The following is a 22,524-nucleotide window of genomic DNA, read 5'->3' on the forward strand; positions in this document are numbered from 1 at the left end:
CGCGTGGGGAGGCGACACGCCGGCCGGCCCGGCGCCGGGAGCGGCGGGCTCGTGGGGCCGGCTGGTGTGGCCTCCTGTTGTCTGAGACCGCACGTGGGAACCCGGATGTTCCGGGTTCCCGGGTGGACGGGATTCAACCGCGTGAGGTGGAGGGCAGTTCGCACAGGGCCAGCGCGCGTTCGTGGAGGCTGCCCAGCACCAGGTGGCCGTCGTGTTCGCAGACGCTGGTCACCATGCGGTAGTCGGGGCTGCGGCGCCGCAGGTCGTGGACGATACGGCCGTCGGCGTCGACGGCCAGGACGCCGGAGAGGGGCCCCGGCCGCGGCCGGACGCGCCGGGCCACGCTCCACGCGGCGTGGCGCAGGGCCGGTTTGGCGCGGTGCAGGCGTTCCAGGCCCGTGGAGCGCGGGCCGGCCAGCGCCACCCAGAACAGGCCGCCGGACCCGCGCGACATGTTGTCGGGGTAGCCCGGCAGGTCGTCGGCGAGCACATCGCGCTGGCCCGCCTGCGGGCCGGTCAGCCAGAGTCTGGTCAGCCGGCGGGAGCCGGTCTCCGCCACGGTGACGAAGGATTCGTCCGGAGCCAGCGCGACGCCGTTGGCGAATTGGAGTCCGTCCAGTACGACTTCGGGGGTACCGCCGGGGCGCAGCCGGACCAGTTGTCCCGTACCGGAGTGCTCCAGGATGTCGCCCAGCCAGTCCTCCAGCGGGTAGCGGCGGCTGGAGACACTGAAGTAGACGGTGCCGTCGGCGGTGGCCGCGGCGTTGCTGCAGAAGCGCAGCGGTGAGCCGCCGACCGTGTCGGCGAGGGTCCGTACCGTCCCGTCGGACGGGTTGACGCGCAGCAGTCCCCGGCGCGCGTCGCACACCAGGACGCCGCCGTCGGGCAGTGGCTCCAGGCCCAGCGGCCGCCCGCCGGTACGGGCGACGACCTCGGCGCGCGGCGCGGCGGACGCGCCGGACCCGCTGGATGAGCCGGCGGCACCGGACGCGCCGTCTCCCGCGGCCTCGGCACCTGCCGCGCCCTTCGGAAGAGGGTCCAGCCGGAGTATCCGGCCGTCCTCGACTCCGGTCAGCACCCGCCCGGCGGCGTCCACCACCACATCCTCCGGGCCCCTCCCGTCGAGCGGCACCCGCCGCAGCGGTGGCAGGGGCGTCGTCATCCGGCTCGTCTCGTATGCGTTGGCCATGCCCCCCTCACTACCCCTCGCCGAGGACACCTACCAGGGGCCCGGCGGGCCCGGCCGGTCACCGGACGGCCTCGTCTCCGGCCCCCGCTCCGGCTCCGGGGCCGCCCGTTCCGGGTCCGGGAGCCGGTAGGAGCGGCGGCCCGAGACGGCCCACCAGGCGGTGGCCAGGGCCAGGACGAGGACCAGGGCCACGGGCGCGTAGTTGAAGCCGGCCAGGGAGACGGGACGGGTCTGGGGAAGGCAGAACAGGACGGTGACGAAAGCCACCCACAGTACGGCGACCCAGCCCACGGGGACGCCCCAGTGGCCCAGGTTCCAGGGGCCGGGCCGGAAGGTGCGGCGGTGCCGCAGGCGCAGGTAAATGGGGATGGCGTAGGCCGGGGTGATGCCGATGATGTTGATGGAGGTCACGGCCGCGTACGCGGCGGAGGAGTAGAGGGAGGGGAGGGCGAGGACCGCGGCGACGGCGACGGAGAGTAGAACGGCGCGGCTCGGGGTCCCGGTGCGCGGGGAGACGTGCCGCCACCGGGCGGAGCCGGGCAGCGCGCCGTCCCGGGAGAAGGCGAACACCATCCGCGAGGTGGCCGCCACCTCGGCGTTGCCGCAGAACAGCTGCGCGACGATCACGACCAGCAGCAGCGCCTTCGCCCCGCTGACGCCGACCGCGTCGAGGAAGATCTGCGCGGGCGGCACTCCGGTCGGGGTGTTTTGCACGCCGGCGTAGTCCTGGATGGCGAAGGTGAGCCCGGCCAGCAGGAAGAAGCCGGCGACCCAGGACCAGCGGATGGCCCGTACGATGCCGCGGGCCGCGTTCACCTGCGCGTCGGTGGTCTCCTCGCTCAGGTGCGCCGACGCGTCGTAGCCGCTGAAGGTGTACTGGGCCAGCAGCAGGCCGACCAGCGCCACGTACAGCGGGCTCTCCCAGCCGGTCTCGTTGACGAAGGTGGTGAACACGAAGGAGACCGGCCGGTGGTGGGACGGGACCAGCCACAGCACGCCCACGATCAGCGCGACGCCGGCCAGGTGCCACCACACGGAGACGGAGTTGAGGATGCCGACCAGGCGCACGCCGAAGAGGTTCAGCGTCGCGTGCAGGGCCAGGACGCAGACGTAGACGACCATGAGCGAGCCGGGGGTGGGCTCGAAGCCCCACTGGAGGCCCGCGAACGCGCCCGCGAACAGCGCGCAGCCGTAGTCGATGCCGGCGATCGCGCCGAGCAGGCCGAGGAGGTTCAGCCACCCGGTGTACCAGCCCCACCGCCTGCCGCCGAGCCGGTCGGCCATGAAGTACAGCGCGCCCGAGGTCGGGTAGGCGCTGGTGACCTCGGCCAGCCCGGCGCCCACGAACATGACCATGATGCCGACGACGATCCAGCCCCACATCATGACCGCGGGCCCGCCCGTGGCCAGCCCGAATCCGTACAGCGTCAGACAGCCGGACAGGACGGAGATCACGGAGAAGGAGACGGCGAAGTTCGCGAAGGGGCCCATCCGCCGTTGCAGTACCGGGGTGTAGCCCAATCGGCGCAGGAATTCGTGGTCGGCCCGGGGGCCGGGCGAGGCCTGGCCGTCGAGGTCGGATCGCCTGGCGCGCGTCACGGAAGCAGCCTCCAGCTACGGGGTGGGGGAGCCGTCAGCGCAAGAAAAGAACCGGAGTGGGCGGTGTGTCGAGCACAAGTCGGCCAGATCGCGGGGCACGTGGCGCGGCAGGACCGGTGATCCCGGGCCGCGTCGCGCCGGTGGTGTGCCGGAGCGGCGCGGCCGTTCGGGGGCACGCGGCCGTTCGGGATCAGCAGTCGCAGCAGCACCCGTCGCAGCAGCAGGAGTCCGGGCAGCAGTCGCAACTGTCACAGCAGTCGCAGTCCCGGCAGCAGCCCTCGTGCTTCTTGCGCGACCAGGGGCCCTCGTACTCCGCGGCGCAGCAGAGCCGGCACGTGCAGCAGAGCCCGATGGCGACCGCGCAGCCGGCCAGGAGGCCGCGGGGCTTCTTCGGCGGCTTGGGGGCGAGGTTCGGCAGCCCGCCGTGACCGGAGCCGCCGTTCCCGGGACCCCAGTCCCCGGAACCGCCGCCCGAGCCGCCCCAGCCGCCGGAACCGCCCGAGCCCCCGGAACCGCCCGAGCCGCCGCCCGGCGGTACCGGCCCGCCCGCGTAGGGATTCCGCGGCCCGTTGAGATGCTGCGGACCGTGCGCGTACGGGCCGCCGGCCGGTGCCTGGCCGTACGGAGGGGCCGGGGGGTACGGCTGCGGCTGCCCGTACCCGTTGCCCTGCCCGTACGGGTTGCCGGCCCCGCCGTCGTACGGCCCCGCACCATGCCCCTGGTGCGCGCAGGAGGCCGTACCGAAGGCGCGGTCGACCGATCGCCGCAGTTCGTGTACGAGCAGGGCGTGCACCAGCGCGGAGTCCGTGAACTCCACGTCGCGCAGCGCGAGACGGATGCCGTGCAGCGCGTCGTCGCACAGCCGACGGGCCTGCGCGAGGGAGGCGCCGGTGGCGGCCAGCGGGTTCCAGGCGCCCTCGGCGGCGTCCGCGGCGCGGTCCTCCACGGCGTCGAGCAGGTGGGCCAGCCGCCCGAAGAGCCGGCCTGCCTCGGCGAGCGGCGTGGCGTTGCCGGGGCGGCCCGCGAGGACGGCGGTGTGCGCGAAGGCCGCCGCCGTCGCCGTCTCGGTCGGTTCGGTGACGACCGTCAAGGGTGTGCCGGGGCCCGCCAGTTCCTCGATGCCCACCTGCCGGTCGACCGCGTCGACGAGTACGGACGTGTCGAAGCCGAGCGTGGCGCCGGTACGCGCACCGGCCCGGTCCCAGCCGGCGGCGACCTTGCGCGCGGCGGCGGCCACGGGGCGGCGGCGCAGCAGCCCGTTGCGGTCGGCGACATGGTCGCGGATCTTCGCCGAGGCGAGCACCAGCGAGACCGAGGCGGCCAGCCGCGCGCCCTCGCCCCGCGCCACCGAGGCGGTCCGCATCCCGCGCAGCGGACACGGCCCGGCGGTACGGCGCTGCGCCGCCCGGCCGGACTGGGCGTCCGTCAGGACGGACACGATCAAGCCGTCGTAATTGGTCACCACCCGGGCGAACTGCCCGTGGTCACCGCGCAGGGCGAGACACAGCCCGCACAGATGGGCCATCCACTCCGCCTTGAGCCCCTGGGACAGGCGATGGGTGCAGGGCCGGACGATTCCGAACACGTGAAGACAACCCCCGTTGGACGTCGATGAAGAGCAGCCGTGGCTGGAAAGCGCGGGAGCGCACATCGTATGACCCGCGAAGGGGCGGGCCGGTGGCGGTGGCCGGTGCGTCCGGGGCGGCCGCGGGCGTCCACCGGATCGGGCGCCGGGCGTGCCGTGGCGGGCAGGACGGGGCAAGCACGAGGCACGACGTCACAAGAGGAGGACGAACCATGAGGGACACCGCGACGGTGCCGACCGGCCCGGCCGTAGCCCCGGCCTGCCCCGCGTTCCCGCGTTTCCGTACCGCGCAGGCCCGCCCGCGTACGCACTCCGCACCGGCCCGTCCCCGTACCCGCGCCGCCCGGACCCGGCCGCGTACCCGTACCGCCCGCACTCCCCGCAGCCGAACCGCGCACGCAGCCCGGCCGGGGACCCGATGAGGAGCCGCCGCGTCAGGTCCCGGGCCGAGCTGCCGGTCTCCGAGAGCGAGCGGGTGCTGTTCGGCGGCGCCCTGCGCTACGACATGTCGTACACCCGGCACGAGATGCCGATCCTGCGGATGGGGCTGTGGGCGATGGCCCGCCAGTTCCCCGCCATGATGGGCGCCGTCGCCAGGGCGGCCTGGCGCGAGGACCGTCGCGCGCTGACGGCGCTGCTCGGCGCCGAGATCGGCCAGGGCGTCATGCGGGCCTGCACCCTGGTGGCCACCAACAAGGTCCTCGTGGCCCTGTTCACGGCCGGGCCCACGCCCGCGCGGCTGCGCCAGGCGGCGCCCGCCCTGGTGGCCGTGGCCGCCGTCGCGGTGCTCTCGGCCCTGCTGTCGGCCGTGTCCACGGCGGCGTCCGGACAACTGGAACCCAAGGTCGAACGCGTCTGCACGGCCCGCTTTTACCACGGGGTGATCCGCGTCGAACTCGCCGCCTTGGAGGACCAGCAGGTCCACCGCACCCTGGACGCCGGTCGGTTCGGCACCGACTCCATCCGGATGATGCTCAGCTCCTCCATCCTGGTCCTCAACGCGCTGATCGGCCTGCTCGCGGCAGCCGCGGTGCTGCTCACGCTGCACCCGCTGCTCGTCCTGATGCTGTTCCTCGTCGCCGCCCCCAACGGGTGGGGCGCCGTGCTCTGTGCCCGCCGCCAGTACGAGTCCCGGCACACCTGGATCGAGCACCGCCGCGCCAGCTCCGTCATCACCCAGAAGCTCACCGACCAGGCGTGCGCCGCCGAGATCCGCGTGCACGGCGCCGGACGCCTGCTGGTGGACGCCTACGCGGACATGTCCCGGACGATGGAGCGCGAACAGCAGCGGCTGGCCCGCGCGGAGGCCGTCACCCGGACCGTCGCCTCGGCGGGCTCGGGCCTGGCGTCGCTGGGCGCCTACGGCGTGCTGTGGCTGCTGCTGACCAGCGGCGGTATGCCGCTGGCCGTGGCCGGTACCGCCGTGATCGCCGTACGGTCCTCCAGCGCCGGCCTGCTGTCCCTGGTGATGCAGTTCAACCGCCTCTACGAGGAGGCCATGTACCTCAAGGACTGGGAGGACGCCTGCGCCACCGCCCAGCGGCACGCCATTCCCGCCGGGGGCGAGCCACTGGCCGGACCGCTGGAGGAGATCCGTCTGGAGAACGTGTCCTTCACCTACCCCGGCGCCGCCTCGCCCGCCCTGGACAAGGTGGACCTCACCGTGCCCAAAGGCACGGTCGTGGCGCTGGTCGGGACGAACGGCTCGGGCAAGTCCACCCTCGCCAAACTCGTCGCGGGCCTGTACCTGCCCGACGACGGGCGGCTGCTGTGGAACGGCACCGACACCCGCGACGCCGACCGCGCGGCCGTCTTCGGGCAAGTGGCGCTGCTGGCCCAGGACTTCCCGCACTGGCCGATGACCGCCCGCGCCAACATCCACATCGGGCGCAGCGACCAGCGGCTCGACCAGTGGCGCGTGGAGCGGGCCGCCGACGGCGCGGACGCCACGGACGTCATCACCGCGCTGCCGCACAGCTGGGACAGCCTGGTTGTCAAGGGCTTCGAGCGCGGCACCCAGCTCTCCGGCGGCGAGTGGCAGCGCCTCGGCGCCGCCCGCGCCCGCTACCGCGACGCCTCGCTGCTGGTCGTGGACGAGCCGACGTCCGCGCTCGACCCTAAGGCGGAGGTCGAGGCGTTCCAGGCGCTGCGCGCCCTCACCGGCGAGGGCACCACCGTCCTGCTGATCACCCACCGGCTCGCCGCCACCGCGACCGCCGACCTCATCTACGTCCTGGACGAGGGCCGCCTCATCGAGCAGGGCAGCCACGCCCAGCTGATGGCCCTCCACGGCGGCCACTACCGCTCCCTCTACGAGATCCAGGCCGCCCAGTACGCGTGCGCCGTACCGACGAAATCCCCGTGATTCATCCCCGTACCCCGGGGCACTCGCAACCCCGTGACGCGCGAGGGGGCGTCCCGTGACGGCCTCGCCGGCGCCCTCCGCTCCGTCACCGGCCGCACCGGTGTACGCGTACCGAAGCCGGCGGTGGCGCATACGGTGCCGCCGCTCCGGACGGGTTTTCGACCAGGAGGTCACAGTGACGACAGTGGGAACACGTACACGTCTCTTAGCCACGGCCGCAGCCGGGACGCTGTCCCTGGCTCTCGTCGCCGGCTGCGGCAGTGGGGGCGGCACGTCCTCGGGCAAGGCCCCCGACCAGCAGAGCGGCGCCCCGGCCTCGCAGGGCGGCGCGGCGGACGGCCCGCAGGCGGTCCGGGCCGCGCACCAGAGGACCACCGCCGCCAAGACCGCCAGGATGACGCTCCTCACCCGGGCCCAAGCCGCGGGATCGGACACCGAGGTCCGCGGGTCGGGCGTGGTGGACCTGGGCAAGGGCAGCAGCGACCTGACCCTCCGGACCGGAAACCAGCAGCTCCACCAGCGTTTGGTGGACGGCATCCTCTACCAGCAGCCGCCCGCGGCGCAGCGGCAGCAGCTGCCGCAGGGCAAGTCGTGGCTGAAGGTCGACCTGAAGAAGCTCATGGAGCGCTCCGGCAACCACACGCAGTACGACGACCCGACGGCCTCCTTCGCCTACACGAAGGGCATCGGCGACAAGGACGTCACCAAGGTCGGCACCGAGACCGTCGACGGCACGGCCACCACGCACTACAAGGTGTCCGTCGACGTGGCCAAGCTGGCCGAGGGCAACGCGCAGCAGGCGAAGCAGCTCAGGGCGCAGCTCGGCGACCGACTGCCGCTCGACATCTGGCTGGACGGGCAGGGCCGGATACGCCAGGAGAAGGTCGAGGTCAGGCCCAAGAGGGGCAAGCAGGGCAGCAGCGGCGCGCGGACGGCCGTCAGCACGACCCTGAAGTTCGGCGACTTCGGCACGGAGGCGAACGTGACCGCGCCTCCGGCCAAGGACACGGTCGACATCACGGACAAGGCCGCACAACAGGGGCAGCGGACGACGACGTCCTGACCCGCGTCGCGGTCGTTCCCGAAGGCGCCGGTCCGCGGACCGGCGCCTTCGGCGTGTCCGGAACCGCTCTCCCTTCACGCCCCGGCGCCTCGCCCGCGGCGTGAGCCGTGTCACAACGCCCGGCTCGTCCAGGACAGGTTCCGGGCCGTCCGGGCTCAGGTGGCAGACTGAGGCAGGTGAGGGGCGCGGTGCCGGATGGTGCCGGCGTGGCCGGCGCCCGGAGCGGCGGCCGTACGGGCCCGGTGCGGCGGCGGGAGTCGAGGAGTGGTGGCAGTGCAGGTCGAGGCGGTCTCTTGAGATTTCTGCACACCTCCGACTGGCACCTCGGCCGCTCGTTCCACCGGGTGAACCTGCTCACCGCCCAGCGCGCCTTCCTCGACCACCTCGTCGAGACGGTCCGTGCGCGGCAGGTCGACGCGGTCCTCGTCGCGGGCGACGTCTACGACCGTGCCGTGCCGCCGCTGGCCGCCGTCGAGCTCTTCGACGACGCCCTGCACCGCCTCGCGGACCTCGGCGTGCCCACCGTCATGATCTCCGGCAACCACGACTCCGCCCGCCGGCTCGGCGTCGGCTCCGGCCTGATGCGGCAGGCCGGCATCCACCTGCGGACCGACCCCGCGGCCTGCGCCACCCCGGTCGTGCTGCGCGACGAGCACGGCGAAGTCGCCCTGTACGGCCTCCCGTACCTGGAACCGGCCCTGGTCAAGGAGGAGTTCGGCGCCGAGCGGGCGGACCACGCGCACGTACTGGGCGCCGCCATGGACCGGGTGCGCGACGACCTGGCCGGCCGGCCCGCCGGTACCCGGTCGGTGGTCCTCGCGCACGCCTTCGTCACCGGCGGCGCGCCCAGCGACAGCGAGCGGGACATCACGGTCGGCGGCGTGGAGTCCGTGCCGGCCGCCGTCTTCGACGGAGTCGACTACGCGGCCCTCGGTCACCTGCACGGCTGCCAGGCGATCACCGACCGGGTCCGCTACTCCGGCTCGCCGCTCGCCTACTCCTTCTCCGAGGAGCGGCACCGCAAGTCCATGTGGCTCGTCGACCTGGACGCCGCGGGCACGGTGACCGCCGAGCGCCTGGACTGCCCGGTGCCCCGGCCGCTGGCCCGCATCCGCGGCAAGCTGGACGACCTGCTCGCGGACCCGGCGCTCAGCGCGCACGAGGAGGCGTGGGTGGAGGCGACCCTGACCGACACCGCCCGCCCGCCCGAGCCGATGGCCCGGCTCGCCGGACGCTTCCCGCACATCCTCGGCCTCGCCTTCGAGCCGGAGGAGAGCGCCGCCCGCACCCTCGCCTCGTACGCGCAGCGGCTGCGCGGCCGCAGCGACCAGGAGATCGCCGAGGACTTCGTCGCACACGTACGGGCCGGCCGCTCCGTGGACGACGAGGAGCGGGCCGTGCTGCGCTCCGCGCTCGACGAGGTGCGGACCGACGACGCGCTGCGGGAGGTGGCGGGATGAGGCTGCACCGGCTGTCGGTCACGGCGTTCGGGCCCTTCGGCCGGACCCAGACCGTCGACTTCGACCGGCTGTCGCAGGCCGGTCTCTTCCTGCTGCACGGGCCGACCGGTGCGGGCAAGACCTCCGTCCTGGACGCCGTGTGCTTCGCCCTGTACGGGTCCGTGCCGGGGACGCGGCAGAGCGGCCAGGCGCTGCGCAGCGACCTCGCCGATCCGCTGACCCCCACCGAGGTGGTCCTCGAACTGACCGTGGGCGGGCGGCGGTTGGAGGTCACGCGGCTGCCGGAGCAGCCCCGGCCGAAGAAGCGCGGCACCGGCACCACCCGCGAGAAGGCGCAGAGCCGGCTGCGCGAGTACGTGACCGGCGACGACGAGTCGGACGGCGGCGACGGCGGCGGTGACAGCGGGCGCGGACGCTGGAAGGCGCTGAGCCGGTCCCACCAGGAGATCGGCGAGGAGATCGGCCAGCTGCTCGGCATGAGCAAGGAGCAGTTCTGCCAGGTCGCCCTGTTGCCTCAGGGGGACTTCGCGCGCTTCCTGCGCGCCGACGCCGAGGCCCGCGCCCGACTGCTGGGGAGGCTCTTCGACACCCGCCGCTTCGCCGCCCTCGAAGAACAGCTCGCCACCCGCCGCAAGACCGCGGCCGACCGGGTCGCCGCCGGGGACGACCGGCTGCTGGCGCTCGCCCACCGGATGGATCAGGCGGCGGGGGAGCCGGCCGACCTCGTCGACCCCTCCGTCCCCGCGCCGGGCCGCGCACCCGAAGCCGCGTCCACGGCTGCCGGGTCCGGTCGCCGCGGTGGCGCGGGCCGGGCGGCACAGCGCTCCGGTGCCGGCGCGACGCGTGGCACGGCGACCGCCACCGCCCTCGTACCAGGGCAGTACGGACGGGACACCGGCACGGCGCCCGCCACCGAGGCCGCAGAGGCGCCGGGCCCCGGCGAGCCGGGCTTCGCCGAAGCCGTACTGGTGCGCGCGGCCGTGGCGCGGGCCAACGCGCGCGAGCGGTACGAGATCGCCCGCCTCACCGTCCGCTCCGCCGAGGCGGCGGAGGCCGCGGCCCGCGCACGGGCGGACGAGGAACGTGAGCGAAGCCGCCTCCAGCGGCGGCACGCCGAAGCGCGGCGGCGCGCCGCGGAGCTGGCGGCGCAGTCCGGCGAGCGGGACCGGGCCCGGCACCGGCTGACGCGGGCCCGCGCGGCCTCCGAGGTCGCCCCGGCGCTGGCGCTGCGCGACGCGGCCTGGCGTGAGCACGAGACGGCGCAGTCCGCCGAGCGGCGCGGCCGCTCCCAGCTGCCGCCCGACCTCGCCGGGGCCGACGGCGAACGGCTCGCCGCCCTGGAACGCGAACTGCGCCAGGACCTCGGTTCCCTGGCGGCGGCCCGCCGCGCCGAGAGCCGCGCCGCCGCCATCGCCCAGGAACGCGCCGGAATCGAACGGGAGGCCCGCGCCGACGAGCAGACGCTGCTGGACGCCGCCGCGTGGCTCGCGGACTGGGAGCCCGCGCACCAGGAACACCAGCGGCGCATCGAAGCCGCCCAGGAAGCCGCCGCCCGCGCCGAACAGCTCCACGCGCAGCTCGACCCGGCCCGGCAGCGGCTGGAGGCCGCACGGCGGCGCGACCGGCTAGCGGACGGGGTGCGGGCCGCGGACGAGGACGCGCTGCGCGCCCGGGAGCGCTCCGCGGCGGCCCACGAACACTGGCTCGACCTCAAGGACCGCCGCCTGCGCGGCATCGCCGCCGAGCTCGCCGCCGGTCTGGAGGACGGCGCGGCGTGTGCGGTGTGCGGCGCCACCGAGCACCCCGCCCCGGCCCGTACCGGCAAGGAGCACGTGGACCGTACGGCCGAGGAAGCGGCGCTGGACGCCTATCGGCAGGCCGAGTCCGGACGCCAGGCCGCGGAGCGCGCCCAGCAGTCGCTGAAGGAAGACCTGGCCGGCGCCTCCGCCACGGCGGGCAACACCTCCGTCGCCGAACTCGCACGTACGGCAGACGAGTTGAGTGACAGTTATGCCCGTGAGCGGGCCGCGGGCGCCGGTCTGCACGCCGCCCGGGAGGCACTGTCCCGCGCCGAGCGGGAGCATGAGCGGCGCCGCGCCGAACAGCAGGAGGCCGAGCGCCGCGCCGCCGCGCGCACCTCCCACCGCGAAGCCCTCGACCGCGAACTCGCCTCTCTGGAAGAGGAGTTGGTTACGGCGCGCGGCGGGTTCGCCAGCGTCACCGAGCGCGCCCGGCGCCTGGAGCGGCAGGTCGCGCTGCTGGCCGAGGCCGCCACCGCGGCCCGTACCGCCGAAGCGTGCGCCGAACGGCTCAAAGAAGCCGACGCCCACCTCTCCGACGCCGCCTACCGCGCCGGATTCGACACTCCGCAGGACGCGTCGGCCGCACTGCTGAGCGACACCGACTGGCGCGCGCTGCAACAGCGCCTGGACCGCTACCAGGCGGAATCGGCAGCCGTCGAAGCCGAACTGGCCGACCCCGAAGCGGTCGCCGCAGCGGCCCTGCCGCCCGCCGACCCGGACCGGGCGTACACCGAACTGGAACACGCCGGCCGTACGCTGCGCACCGCCGCCGCCACACACGCCGCCGCCGGGGAACGCTGCACCGAACTGGACCGGCTCGGCGTGCGGGCTCACTCCGACGCCCGCCAACTGGCCCCGCTGCGCACCGAGTACGAACGCATCGCCCGCCTGGCCGCGCTCGCCGCCGGCACATCGGCGGAGAACGAACGGCGGATGCGCCTGGAGTCCTACGTCCTCGCCGCCCGGCTCGAACAGGTCGCGGCGGCCGCCAGCGCGCGCCTGCACCGGATGTCCTCCGGCCGCTACACACTCGTGCATTCCGACGAACGGGCCGGGGGCGCGCGCCGCTCCGGCCTGGGCCTGCACGTCATCGACGCCTGGACCGGCCACGAGCGGGACACCGCCAGCCTCTCCGGCGGCGAGACGTTCTTCGCGTCGCTCGCGCTGGCGCTCGGGCTCGCCGACGTCGTCAGCGACGAGGCGGGCGGCACCCGCCTGGACACCCTCTTCATCGACGAGGGCTTCGGCAGCCTGGACGAACAGACCCTGGACGAGGTGCTGGACGTCCTGGACTCGCTGCGGGAACGCGACCGCAGCGTAGGCATCGTCAGCCACGTCGCGGACCTGCGCCGGCGCATCCCGGCCCGGCTGGAGGTCGTCAAGGACCGCGCGGGCTCGTCCGTACGCCACCACGTGCCGGACTGAATTTCGTACACCGCCGGAGCTGCCGGACCGGCCCCGCACGCGGCCGGAGCGGCACCGGGGACCGCGCGGGCGGCGCCGCTCAGGGGCTGATCGGGCGCCGGGGGAGCGGTGAGGAGTACACGACGCTGGTCGTCACCGGGCCCAGCGCCTGCACCCGGCCCGACACCTCCTCCAGGTGCTTCATCGAGCGGGCGGCGACCTTCAGGACGAAGCAGTCGTCGCCCGTGACGTGGTGCGCCTCCAGGATCTCGGGCGTGGTGTCCAGCAGGTCGTGGAACGGCTTGTCGTTGCCGTTCGGATAGCGCAGCCGGACGAAGGCCAGCACGGACAGGCCGATGCCGGCCGGCTCGACCACCGCGGCGTACCCGGATATCACCCCGGCCTCCTCCAGACGCCGTACCCGCTCGGTCACCGCGCTCGCGGACATGTTCACGGCACGGGCCAGTTCGGCGTAGCCCGCGCGGCCGTTGCGCTGGAGGACGTCGAGGATGCGCCAGTCGGTGGCGTCGGGGGAACAGCCGGTCATGAGAGGTGTTTAGCAGTGGAATCCCCGGCGGATCAAGGGTTTTGCCGCTGATCATTACTTCCTGGCCGGGGGGCGGAATCCGTAGATTCACCGGTATGACATCCCAGGTCTCCCACGTCTCCCCGGACTCCCAGTGGTGTGACCGAGATACGCGCCGAAGGGGCAATGGGGTGATCTTGAAGCCTTGATCCGCTCGGATCTACGTGTGGCGACGTGCAGCGGGGTCGCGTTCGGCGACGTGTCGGGCGACCGCGTCGACGCCGGGCCGCGCGTATCGCTCCGGAGAGCGGACGGAGGCGTGGCGGGAGCGGGCGAGCAGCATCGGAGTGGAGGTGCCGTCCTCCGCGTCGTGCGTGAGGGCACTGTGGCGGAGCCGGTGAAGCGTCCAGCCGTCCAGGTCCTCGTTCAGGCACAGCACCTCATCGGCCCGCGCGGCGGGCTCGTAGAGCATCTTCCACTGCGTCTTATGGACAGCTCTCGGTTGACCGTGTCGGCGTCCATCTCGTCCGCCCGCGCCGGTGAGGTAGCGCTCAACCGCCGCGGTGTACGACGCGGGAGGGGCGGACATGAGCACGGCGCGGGGCGCGCGGCAATCGCAACGCGCTCCCGCTCCCAAGTTCGGTCACCGGTTCGGTCGTCATACCCGCTCCGCCCTCCCGATGCTGCCGCAGTAAATCCGGCATTTACCGCGACAGCGGGGCAGGTCGCTGTGCAGGAGGGTTCGAGTTGTCCAGCGAGACGGTAGAGACTGCCTTCGAGCCCGTAACCGAACTGCCTACCAAGCGGGAGCCCCGTCCCGGCGTAGGCCTTCGCCGGCACGGACATGGCCCACGGGCACAGCATCCCGCCGCGGCGAAACGCTACAGAGCACGTCCTGCACCTGCCGTGACAGACCGTTCATGAACGATCGAAGGTAGCCGTTCGCATGGTCAGCGGCGGCTCGTGTGCAGGTGGGTCGCGAAGAACTCGGCGGCGGCCGAGGAGGTGGCCTCGAACTGTTCGACATAGGGGCCGTAGTGGCCGCCGGGTATGATCTGCAGCCATTTGGGCTCCAGCGCTCGGTTGAAGGCGGACAACTGCAAGTCGGTGCCCGACGTGGTGTCGTCGTCCGCGACGATCATCAGCAGCGGCCTTGGACTTACCCTCTCGATGTGGTCGCCGGCGTTGTAGACACGGCTCCACTCGCCAGTGCGGACGGTGACCTCGTTCCGCCACGACGGGGCGATCTCTGCGACCGCGGTGAAGTAGTCGAACGCGTCGTCGGAGGCGTAGACGGGGCCGTCGGCAGCGCCGCCGATCACCGGGCGTGTCGCGACCTCGCCGGTCTGCATACGGGCGATCCGCTCAGCCGCGAACTGCTCACCGGCTGCCGCCAGTTGCGCCATGGGAGTACGCCGCCATCCGGTCTGCACGCCGCTGACCGCGGGGGTCTGGCAGACCACGGCCTTGACCCGCAGGTCGCCGGCCGCCACGACGATGGCGTGCCCGCCGCTGTAACTGGTCCCCCACACCCCGATCAGGTCGGGGTCGACCTCCGGCAGTGTGCCGGCGTAGGTGATGGCGTGCCGGTAGTCCTCGATCTGACGCCACGGATCGATCTCCTGGCGAGGACTGCCGTCGCTCGCACCGAAGTTGCGGTGATCGTAGACCAGCACCGCCAGCCCGGCGGCGACGAACCGCTCGGCGTAGCGGTCCAGGTACGCCTCCTTGACCAGGGAGAACCCGTGCGCCATGACGACGGCGGCTGTCGGGGCACTGTCAGGGGCCGGATAGAACCAGCCGCGCAATGTGGTGCCGTCCGCGTCGAATTCGATGTCGCGGCGTGTGCTGGAGTTGGAAACTGCGGACATGAGCGGGACTCCTTCGTGGAACGTCGGCAGGTGGGGCCGACAATCGAGGGTGGTGCAGGACCCCGCACCGTGACCGTGTGCGGGGTCCTGCCGTACCAGGACGGCATGCGCGAGGTGCTTGTCCCACTCGCTCAGCGCATGGCTCGTTGGCTCCCGGCTGCAGGGCGCTTCTCAGTGGCCCGTGCGATTCCCTGCCCACACGGTGGGGATTCGGCCCGACCACGGGCTTGCCTGTTCCAACTGGCCGGCGAGGCGGAAGAGGCGGCTTTCGAGGCCGTATCCGGCGGCGAACTGCATACCGATCGGAAGCCCCGTTTCCGCGTCGGCCGTCAACGGCACGGTCATGGCGGGCGTGCCCGCCATGTTGAACGGCATGGTGAACGGCGAGCGGTCGAAGACGGTGTCGATCCAGCCGAGGCCGTCCAGCGTCTGCGCGCTCTCGGCATAGGCGCCCAGGGGGGCGGGAAGCTCCGGCACGGTCGGGGTGAGCAGGATGTCGTAGGTGGCGAAGTACCGTGCCAGGCTGCGGGCGACACGGTTGCGGATCGTGAGAGCGGCGATGAACTGGGGCGCGCTGACCCGCTGACCGTAGTGGTAGCCGGCGAGGGTCGCCGGTTCGAGGGTGGAGGAGTCGATGGGCCGGCCGAAGGCGGCGGCCAGCTCGTCGACCGTGGCCGCGAGGTTCGCCGTGAACAGATGGGCGTTGGCCAGGACGTACTCCTCCCAGTCGGCCCCGAGGTCGACCTCGGCCTCCTCCACCTGGTGGCCGAGGGATTCGAGCAGACCCGCGGTACGGGAGAGGGCGTCGGCCACCGGTGCGGTGGTGCGGCGTCCGCCCCATGCCTGGGTGAGGACGCCGATCCGCAGCCGGCCCGGGTGGCGGGTGACTTCCTCCGTGTACGGCCGGGACGGCTGCTGGGCGAAGTAGGGGTCACCCGGTTCCGGGCCGCTGATCTGGTCGAGCAGGGCCGCACTGTCGCGTACCGTGCGGCTGACGCTGCCGGGCACGGCCAGGCCGCTGAAGAGCTCGTCGAGGTCGGGGCCCATGGAGACCCGGCCGCGGGTGGGCTTCAGCCCGAAGAGGCCGTTGTAGGCGGCGGGGACACGGAGCGAGCCGGCCGCGTCGGTGCCGTGGGCAAGGGGTACGACCCCGGCGGCTACGGCCGCGCCCGCGCCCCCGCTGGATCCGCCCGCGCTCCGCTCCAGGTTCCACGGGTTACGGGTCGCGCCGTACAGCACCGGTTCTGTCGTGATGCTGTAGGCCATCTCCGATGTCGCGGTACGTCCGAACGTCACCAGTCCGGCCCGGCGCACGCGCAGCATCAGGAAGGAGTCGGCGCGTGCGACGTTGCCGGCCGCAAGGCGGCTGCCCAGCTCCATGCGCCGCCCGGCCATGGCGGCTCCGATGTCCTTGATCAGGAAAGGGACCCCGGCCAGCGGTGTGCTGCCGGGCTCGGGCTCGTCGTCGGCCGGCCAGGTCTCCACGACGGCGTTGATCTGCGGATTGACCGCCTGGGTGGCTTCAAGCGCGGCTGCTTGCAGTTCGGCGGCGGTCACCTCCCCTTCGGCCACCAGCTCCGCGAGTCCGACCGCGTCATAGTTCACGTACTCGGCAACTCTCACTTTTACTCCTAGCGGAAAGAACAATACTGCTGAGTCCCTGACGATACCCAACGGTATCGCATGGGGCGAGGTGGTACCGTAGGAGCAATGAGACAAGAGGCCCCGCACCCGAGCGGACGTCACGGAGCAGCTATGGCATCGACCGCCGGCAGGCCGAGCAGGGTGGCGAAACTGCCGCCCCGCGAGCGCATCCTCGACGCAGCGGAAGAGCTCTTCCAGAGCGAGGGAATCCGGCGGGTGAGCGTCCAGGCGATCGCCGAGAAGGCCGCGACCACCAAAATGGCGATCTACCGGCACTTCGAGACCAAGGACGCGCTGGTGGCGGAGTGGATGCGGATCGTCGCCGCCGACTACCAGGCGGCCTTCGACCGGGTCCGGACCGAACACCCCGGCCGGCCCAGGGAGCAGATCATGGGCTTGGCCCGCTTCATCGCCGAGGGGTTGCCGGCCATCTCGCACCGGGGCTGCCCGTTCATCAACTCCCTGGCCGAACTGCCCGACCGCTCCCATCCCGCACGGGAAGTGATCGAGAGGCACAAGGCCGACCAGACCCGCAGGCTGGTGGGCATGTGTGCCGAGGCCGGGCTGCCCGACCCCGAGCAGGCCGCGGCCGAGATCACCTTCGTACTCGAAGGCGCGCAGGTCAGCACGCAGAACGGAAGCATCGATCAGGCGGGGGACCGCCTGATGAGAATCGTCGAGGGGATCGTGGACCGGCACCGCTCCCCTCTCGACGCATCCCGGCCGGCCGTCGGCTGACAGCCTCGAATCCGTGTCCCCAGTACCGAGAACCCGGTGCGCGTTCGCCCAAGCTCACGTACCTCGGTCACACCCCTCCCAGGTCCGCACCGGTTCGCTGCCCGCCGTCTCCCCGGTCCTCCCGCAGCGCGCCGCGCAACTCCTGGACCCGGCCGATCCGCTGACCGCACCGGTCGGCGCCGAGGACTGCGGCTGCTGAAACGCGTCCCGGGGTGAAGCCGGCAGCCCGGAAGAGGGGTTCCGGTGCCGATCGCGGTGTGTCCGGACCGTACGGCTGGCATGGTTTCGCCCGTGAGCAACGTACGCGAGGTCATCCGATATTACCGGCAGCCCGGATCGCGCATCGGGTACCGCCTTTTCCTGCACGGCACCAAGCATTTCGGTTTCTACCGCGAAAAGGACTCCCCGTGGCTCTGGTCGGCGGCCATGCGCCGCATGGAGGACAAAATGGGGAAGACGCTCGCGCAGCCGTCCGGCGCGCGCGTACTGGACGCCGGGTGCGGCGTGGGCGACGTGGCCGGTCACCTGGCCGGCCGCTTCGGGCTGCGCGTCCACGGGGTGGACCTGCTCGACACCCACGTCGCACAGGCCCGGCGCCGGACCTGCCGCCGCGGTCTCGATCACCTGCTCACCTTCTCGCAGAGCGACTACGCGGCCCTCGACTTCCCCGACGAGAGCTTCGACGCCGTCTACACCATGGAGACCCTGGTGCACGCCGCCGAGGCCGAGGCCGTCCTGCGGCAGTTCCACCGCGTGCTCAAACCGGGCGGCCGGCTCGTCATGTTCGAGTACGCCAGGGAGTTCCCCGCCCGTATGCCCGCATCGGTGGCCGAGGTCTTCCGGCAGCTGAACGACTGGGCCGCGATGCCGTCGTTCCAGCGTTTCACCTACGGCACACTGGAACGCCTGACCGCCGAAACCGGCTTTTCCGTGCGCCGGGTCGAGGACATCTCCCGCAGTATGTGGCCGATGCTCCGGTGTTTCGCCGTCATCGGGGCGCTGCCGTACGCGGGATTCCGGGCGGCGGGTCTGCACCGGCATTTCGTGAACACCATGTCGGCCGTGGAATTCTGGCGCCATCGCGCGTTTTGGCGTTACGAGATCCATACCGCCGAGAAGTAGGACGCACAGCGCCCGCGGTGTCTCAGGGAAAGCGCCCGGTCCCCGCGAAGATGTGCGCCCGCAGTCCGTACCGGTCGTCCGACGGTACGAACCCGGCCCGCTCCAGCACCCGCCGGGACGGCTCGTTCGCCGCCTCGGTCAGTGCCAGCACCGTACGGACCTCCGGCCGCCCGGCCGCCCAGTCGGCCAGCAGGCGCGTGGCCTCGGTGGCCCAGCCCGCGCCGCGCGCCGCGGGGCAGAGGGCGTATCCGATCTCCACCGTGCCGTCCTCGTCCGGCGGGCCGTGGAGGCAGATGGAACCCACGGCCGTACCGTCGTCGGCCCGGACGATCGTGAACAGGCCCCAGCCGGGGCGGTACAGCCCGGCCGCGGCGGCGCGCACGAGGGCCTCGGCACAGGAGACGGTGGGTTCGGGCGGTTCGCCGCCCGCCCACACCGTCCCACCGGGCAGCGCGCTTTGGTCCGCGAGCCGCGCCGCGGCCGTCGGCAGCACCGGCCGCAGCACGACCCGGCCCGCCGCCAGGGCGACCGGGAAGCCCGCGCCCACCGTGGCGAGCGTCTCGATGAGCGTGCCGCTGTCCGCGCCCCCGGGCAGCTCGCCGACCTGCCCGTCGTCCACCCCGGTCACCCGCCACCCACCAGCAGGGCGCAGCGCCAGGTCCGTGGTGACGAAGCGGCAGCCCAGCCTGCGCAGCGCCGCCCGGACGACAGGGGCGACCGCCGACAGATCCGGGCGCGGACACCGGCCCGGCGTGTCCGGGTGGGCGCCGACGAGCACCGGCTCGCCGTCCACCCACCACACCCGCGCCCGCGCCGTGCCCGGCGGCTGTCCCGGCGTGCGGGCGGGGCGGCGGCTGTCCGGCGCGAGGCCGGCGAACGTCTCGTACGGTCCCGCGGAGTCGCGGGCCGCGCGGTAGCTGTCCGGCGTGGTCAGCAGGGGACAGCCGCGCTCGCCCAGGGCCGCGGCGAGCGTGCCGTACCGCTCGGGCGGCAGCGCCCGGCCGCGGTACCACGCCGCCCCGGCCCCGTACGGCACGCCCGCCACCGCCCCCGGCACGTCCCCGGCGAGCAGCGCCGCACGGCCGAGCACCGCACAGCGCGCGCCCGCGGCCCGCGCCGCACCGGCCTCCTCGGCGAACTCCGGATCGATGCGGCCGGTCCGCACCGGATCACCGGAGAAGACGAACACGCGGCCCCGGCCTCAGATCCGCGACAGTTCCGCCAGCAGGTCGTCCAGGCCCAGCGAGCCCTGCGACAGCGCCGCCATGTGCCAGGCCTTGAGATCGAAGTCCGCGCCGTGCCGCTGCCGGGCCGCCTCGCGGCCGTTGAGCCAGGTGCGCTCGCCCAGCTTGTAGCCGATGGCCTGGCCCGGCATCCCCTGGTAGCGGATGATCTCGCTCTCGACGAAGTCCGCGGGCCGGCTGCAGTGGCGGCCCAGGAACTCCTGCGCCAGCTCCGGCGTCCAGCGCTCGCCCGGGTGGAACGGCGCATCCGCCGGAATGGCCAGTTCCAGATGCATGCCGATGTCGACGATCACGCGGATCGCCCGCATCATCTGCGCGTCCAGGTAACCGAGGCGGCGCTCGGCGCTGGTCAAGAAGCCCAGCTCGTCCATCAGCCGCTCGGCGTACAGCGCCCAGCCCTCGGCGTTGGCGCTGACCATGCCCACCGTCGTCTGGTAGCGCGACAGGTCGTCGGCGACGTGCGCCCACTGCGCCAGCTGGAGGTGGTGGCCCGGCACACCCTCGTGGTACCAGGTCGAGACCAGGTCGTAGGCGGGGAAACGGGTCTGGCCCATCGTCGGCAGCCAGGTGCGGCCGGGCCGCGAGAAGTCCAGCGAGGGACTCGTGTAGTACGGGGCGGCGGCGCCACCGGGCGGCGCGATCCGCGACTCCACGTGCTTGACCCGCTCCGCCAGGTCGAAGTGGGTGCCGTCCAGCGCCTCGATGGCCTGGTCCATCAGCGCCTGCAGCCACTGGCGGGTCTCCTCGACGCCCACCACGGCCTCGCCGTTCCCGTCCAGCCAGGCCAGCGCCTCCCACGGCGTCTTCGCGCCGGGCAGGACCCGCTCGGCCTCCTCGACCATCTCGGCGTGCAGCCGGTGGAACTCCGACCAGCCGTACGTGTACGCCTCGTCCAGGTCCAGATCGGTGCCGTTGAAGTAGCGGGCGAGGCGGGCGTAGCGCTCGCGGCCCACCACGTCCGGCGTGCCCGCGACCGCCGGCGCGTAACGGTCGCGGAACCAGTCGCGCAGCTCCACCAGCGCGCCGGTCGCCACCGCCCCCGCCGCGTCCAGCTCGGCGCGCAGCGCCTCCGGGCCGGGCTCGGTCAGCTCGGCGAACCAGCTGCGGTCCGTACCGATCCAGGTGTCCAACTGGCCGACGACCGTGGCGACCTGCCGCGGCCCGGCCGGCAGATTCTGCTTCAGCCCCGCCTCCAGCGACGCGCGGTAGCCCTCCAGGGCCGCCGGCACGGCCCGCAGCCGCTGGGCGAGCGCCGCCCAGTCGTCGTCCGTCTCGACCGGCGTGATCGTCAGAACCTCGCGTACCGAGTGCAGCGGCGAGTGCAGATTGTTGACCGCGCGCAGCCCTTCGCCCGCCTCGTGCACCGCCAGCTCCGCGGTCAGCCGCTCGCGCAGCAGCCGGGCGCAGCGCCGCTCGCCCTCGCTGTCCGCGCCCGGCCGCCGCTCGGCCTCGGCGAGCCGGTCCAGCGTCGTACGGGCCAGCTGGGCCAGCGCCTCCTGCCCCGTGGGCGAGAAGTCGGGCAGTCGGCTCGAACTCTCCGGGACGCCGAGGAAGGTGCCGGTGATGGGGTCCAGGCCGATCAGCGCGTCCACGTAGGTGTCGGCGACCTGGCGGGGGAGCGGAGCGTTGTCGGAAGCAGTGGTGTGGGACATGCGCACCATCCTCGTACGGGAGCCCCCGGTACGTCATCATCAGCGCGCCGTACGTTGCCGCCGTGGGTGCCGCGTCCGCGCAGGGCGAACGGGGCGGAGCGCGGCACGGCCGCCCGGCCCGCCGCGACGGACCGCCAAAGGTCCGGACCGGACTATTGCTCCCGCCCCGAGCGGAGCAGCAAGCTCACAGAATGGACCTGGAATTACGGCATTTGAAGACGATCCGGACTATTGCCGACGCGGGCAGCCTCACCAAGGCCGCCGCCCGGCTCGGTCTGGCCCAGCCCGCCCTGAGCGCCCAGCTCAAACGCATAGAACGCACCCTGGGCGGCCGACTCTTCGAGCGCGGTCGCTTCGGCGTACGGCCCACCGCGCTGGGGGAGTTCGTACTCGACCGCGCGCGCGTGGTGCTGCCCGCGATCACCGACCTCCAACAGGAAGCCGTACGGTTCGGCAGCGCCGGCGGCACGGCGGCGGGCTTCCGGCTCGGCGGCACCCACGGTCCGCTGCTGGGCGGGCTGGTGGACCGGCTCGCGACCGTCCGTCCGGGAGTGCCGGTGACCACGTTCACCACCTGGTCCGAACGCGAGATCGCCGCGTCCGTCGTCGCGGGACGGCTGGACTTCGCGCTGATCGGCGCCTGCGGCGAGAGCCCGGCGCCCGAACCGGAACGGCTCAGCTGGCGGGAGGTCGCCATCGACCCGGTCTTCGTCATGCTCGCCGACCGCCATCCACTGGCCGGACGCCGTGAGATCGGCCTGGCCGAACTCGCCGCGGAGGCCTGGGCCGACGTACCCGGCGACGGCTGCTTCGCGGACTGCTTCACCCTCGCCTGCGCCCGCGCCGGCTTCACCCCCACCCGGGTCTACGAGACGGACACCGCCTCCTGTATCCACCTCGTCCAGGTCGGCCGCGCCGCGGGACTGTGCCGCGCGACCCTGCCGCCCACCCCCGGCATGGTGACCAGGCCGCTCGCCGGTACGCCGCTGACCTGGCGCCACCTGGTGGGCTGGCACCCGGGCTCGGCCGCCGCGGACTCGGCGGCCGAGGTCGTCGCCCAGGCGCGCGCCGCCCACGCCGACGCCGCCGCGCGCAGCGAGAGCTACACGCAGTGGCTGGCCGACCACCGCGCCACGGCCGACCCCGGCCCGCCGAGGTTCACCCCCGCGGCGCCACCGGAAGACACCACTTACCCACCGTCCCCGCCCGGCATCCATAACACCTGGCAGAAGGACAACTGACATCTACTGCCGCCCGGCA

The 22,524-nt window shown here is 73.3% G+C and carries 17 protein-coding genes; 8 read left to right on the forward strand and 9 right to left on the reverse strand.

Annotation, left to right across the window (positions count from 1 at the left end; translation table 11 throughout):
• Positions 1-133 precede the first annotated feature (133 nt).
• The 3 genes from ACFV57_RS00980 to ACFV57_RS00990 all read right to left on the reverse strand — a co-directional run bounded on the left by ACFV57_RS00980 (position 134) and on the right by ACFV57_RS00990 (position 4,373).
• A complete protein-coding gene (locus ACFV57_RS00980) occupies positions 134-1,189 on the reverse strand; it encodes an SMP-30/gluconolactonase/LRE family protein (protein WP_385224285.1) in 1,056 nt (351 codons plus the stop codon).
• A 30-nt stretch (positions 1,190-1,219) separates the two neighbouring features.
• Entirely contained in the window at positions 1,220-2,719 is a 1,500-nt protein-coding gene (locus tag ACFV57_RS00985) for an amino acid permease (protein WP_385224624.1), read from the reverse strand.
• 259 nt (positions 2,720-2,978) lie between these two features.
• Positions 2,979-4,373 carry a DUF5685 family protein gene (locus ACFV57_RS00990; protein ID WP_385224287.1) on the reverse strand — a complete coding sequence of 465 codons (1,395 nt, stop codon included), beginning with the start codon at positions 4,371-4,373 and terminating at the stop codon, positions 2,979-2,981.
• 418 nt (positions 4,374-4,791) lie between these two features.
• Here ACFV57_RS00990 and ACFV57_RS00995 point away from each other — a divergent pair, with 418 nt between their 5' ends.
• The 4 genes from ACFV57_RS00995 to ACFV57_RS01010 all read left to right on the forward strand — a co-directional run bounded on the left by ACFV57_RS00995 (position 4,792) and on the right by ACFV57_RS01010 (position 12,488).
• On the forward strand, positions 4,792-6,738 hold the full coding sequence (locus tag ACFV57_RS00995; RefSeq protein ID WP_385224289.1) for an ABC transporter ATP-binding protein: 1,947 nt from the start codon (positions 4,792-4,794) through the stop codon (positions 6,736-6,738).
• Between the two features lie 184 nt (positions 6,739-6,922).
• Positions 6,923-7,801: a hypothetical protein gene (locus ACFV57_RS01000; RefSeq protein WP_385224291.1), complete on the forward strand. Its 879-nt coding sequence runs from the start codon at positions 6,923-6,925 to the stop codon at positions 7,799-7,801.
• Between the two features lie 293 nt (positions 7,802-8,094).
• Positions 8,095-9,261 carry an exonuclease SbcCD subunit D gene (locus ACFV57_RS01005; RefSeq protein WP_385224293.1) on the forward strand — a complete coding sequence of 389 codons (1,167 nt, stop codon included), beginning with the start codon at positions 8,095-8,097 and terminating at the stop codon, positions 9,259-9,261.
• Complete coding sequence (locus ACFV57_RS01010) at positions 9,258-12,488, forward strand: AAA family ATPase (RefSeq protein ID WP_385224295.1); 3,231 nt, start codon at positions 9,258-9,260, stop codon at positions 12,486-12,488. The genes ACFV57_RS01005 and ACFV57_RS01010 overlap by 4 nt, the downstream gene beginning before the upstream one ends.
• A 79-nt stretch (positions 12,489-12,567) precedes the next feature.
• Here the strand turns inward: ACFV57_RS01010 and ACFV57_RS01015 are convergent, their stop codons facing one another.
• The 4 genes from ACFV57_RS01015 to ACFV57_RS01030 all read right to left on the reverse strand — a co-directional run bounded on the left by ACFV57_RS01015 (position 12,568) and on the right by ACFV57_RS01030 (position 16,487).
• Positions 12,568-13,014 (reverse strand): Lrp/AsnC family transcriptional regulator, encoded by a 447-nt coding sequence (locus ACFV57_RS01015; protein ID WP_385224297.1) that lies wholly within the window; start codon positions 13,012-13,014, stop codon positions 12,568-12,570.
• Positions 13,015-13,213: 199 nt separating this feature from the next.
• Positions 13,214-13,465: a hypothetical protein gene (locus ACFV57_RS01020; RefSeq protein WP_385224299.1), complete on the reverse strand. Its 252-nt coding sequence runs from the start codon at positions 13,463-13,465 to the stop codon at positions 13,214-13,216.
• Between the two features lie 478 nt (positions 13,466-13,943).
• Complete coding sequence (locus ACFV57_RS01025; RefSeq protein WP_385224301.1) at positions 13,944-14,864, reverse strand: alpha/beta hydrolase; 921 nt, start codon at positions 14,862-14,864, stop codon at positions 13,944-13,946.
• A 171-nt stretch (positions 14,865-15,035) separates the two neighbouring features.
• Positions 15,036-16,487: an amidase gene (locus tag ACFV57_RS01030; protein ID WP_385224303.1), complete on the reverse strand. Its 1,452-nt coding sequence runs from the start codon at positions 16,485-16,487 to the stop codon at positions 15,036-15,038.
• A 132-nt stretch (positions 16,488-16,619) separates the two neighbouring features.
• Between ACFV57_RS01030 and ACFV57_RS01035 the strand changes: the two genes are divergently transcribed.
• From ACFV57_RS01035 to ACFV57_RS01045, 3 genes are all read left to right on the forward strand, one after another.
• A complete protein-coding gene (locus ACFV57_RS01035) occupies positions 16,620-17,246 on the forward strand; it encodes a TetR/AcrR family transcriptional regulator (protein WP_385224305.1) in 627 nt (208 codons plus the stop codon).
• Positions 17,247-17,259: 13 nt separating this feature from the next.
• Entirely contained in the window at positions 17,260-17,445 is a 186-nt protein-coding gene (locus ACFV57_RS01040; RefSeq protein ID WP_385224307.1) for a hypothetical protein, read from the forward strand.
• A 92-nt stretch (positions 17,446-17,537) separates the two neighbouring features.
• Complete coding sequence (locus ACFV57_RS01045; RefSeq protein WP_385224309.1) at positions 17,538-18,368, forward strand: class I SAM-dependent methyltransferase; 831 nt, start codon at positions 17,538-17,540, stop codon at positions 18,366-18,368.
• A gap of 22 nt (positions 18,369-18,390) precedes the next feature.
• Here ACFV57_RS01045 and ACFV57_RS01050 read toward each other — a convergent pair whose 3' ends face one another.
• Positions 18,391-19,557: a GNAT family N-acetyltransferase gene (locus ACFV57_RS01050; RefSeq protein WP_385224311.1), complete on the reverse strand. Its 1,167-nt coding sequence runs from the start codon at positions 19,555-19,557 to the stop codon at positions 18,391-18,393.
• A 12-nt stretch (positions 19,558-19,569) separates the two neighbouring features.
• A complete protein-coding gene (locus ACFV57_RS01055) occupies positions 19,570-21,264 on the reverse strand; it encodes a DUF885 domain-containing protein (RefSeq protein ID WP_385224313.1) in 1,695 nt (564 codons plus the stop codon).
• A 191-nt stretch (positions 21,265-21,455) separates the two neighbouring features.
• Between ACFV57_RS01055 and ACFV57_RS01060 the strand changes: the two genes are divergently transcribed.
• Entirely contained in the window at positions 21,456-22,505 is a 1,050-nt protein-coding gene (locus ACFV57_RS01060) for a LysR family transcriptional regulator (RefSeq protein ID WP_385224315.1), read from the forward strand.
• Positions 22,506-22,524: the final 19 nt, after the last annotated feature.

The organism is Streptomyces sp. NPDC059788, from assembly GCF_042732265.1.
Classification (GTDB): domain Bacteria; phylum Actinomycetota; class Actinomycetes; order Streptomycetales; family Streptomycetaceae; genus Streptomyces.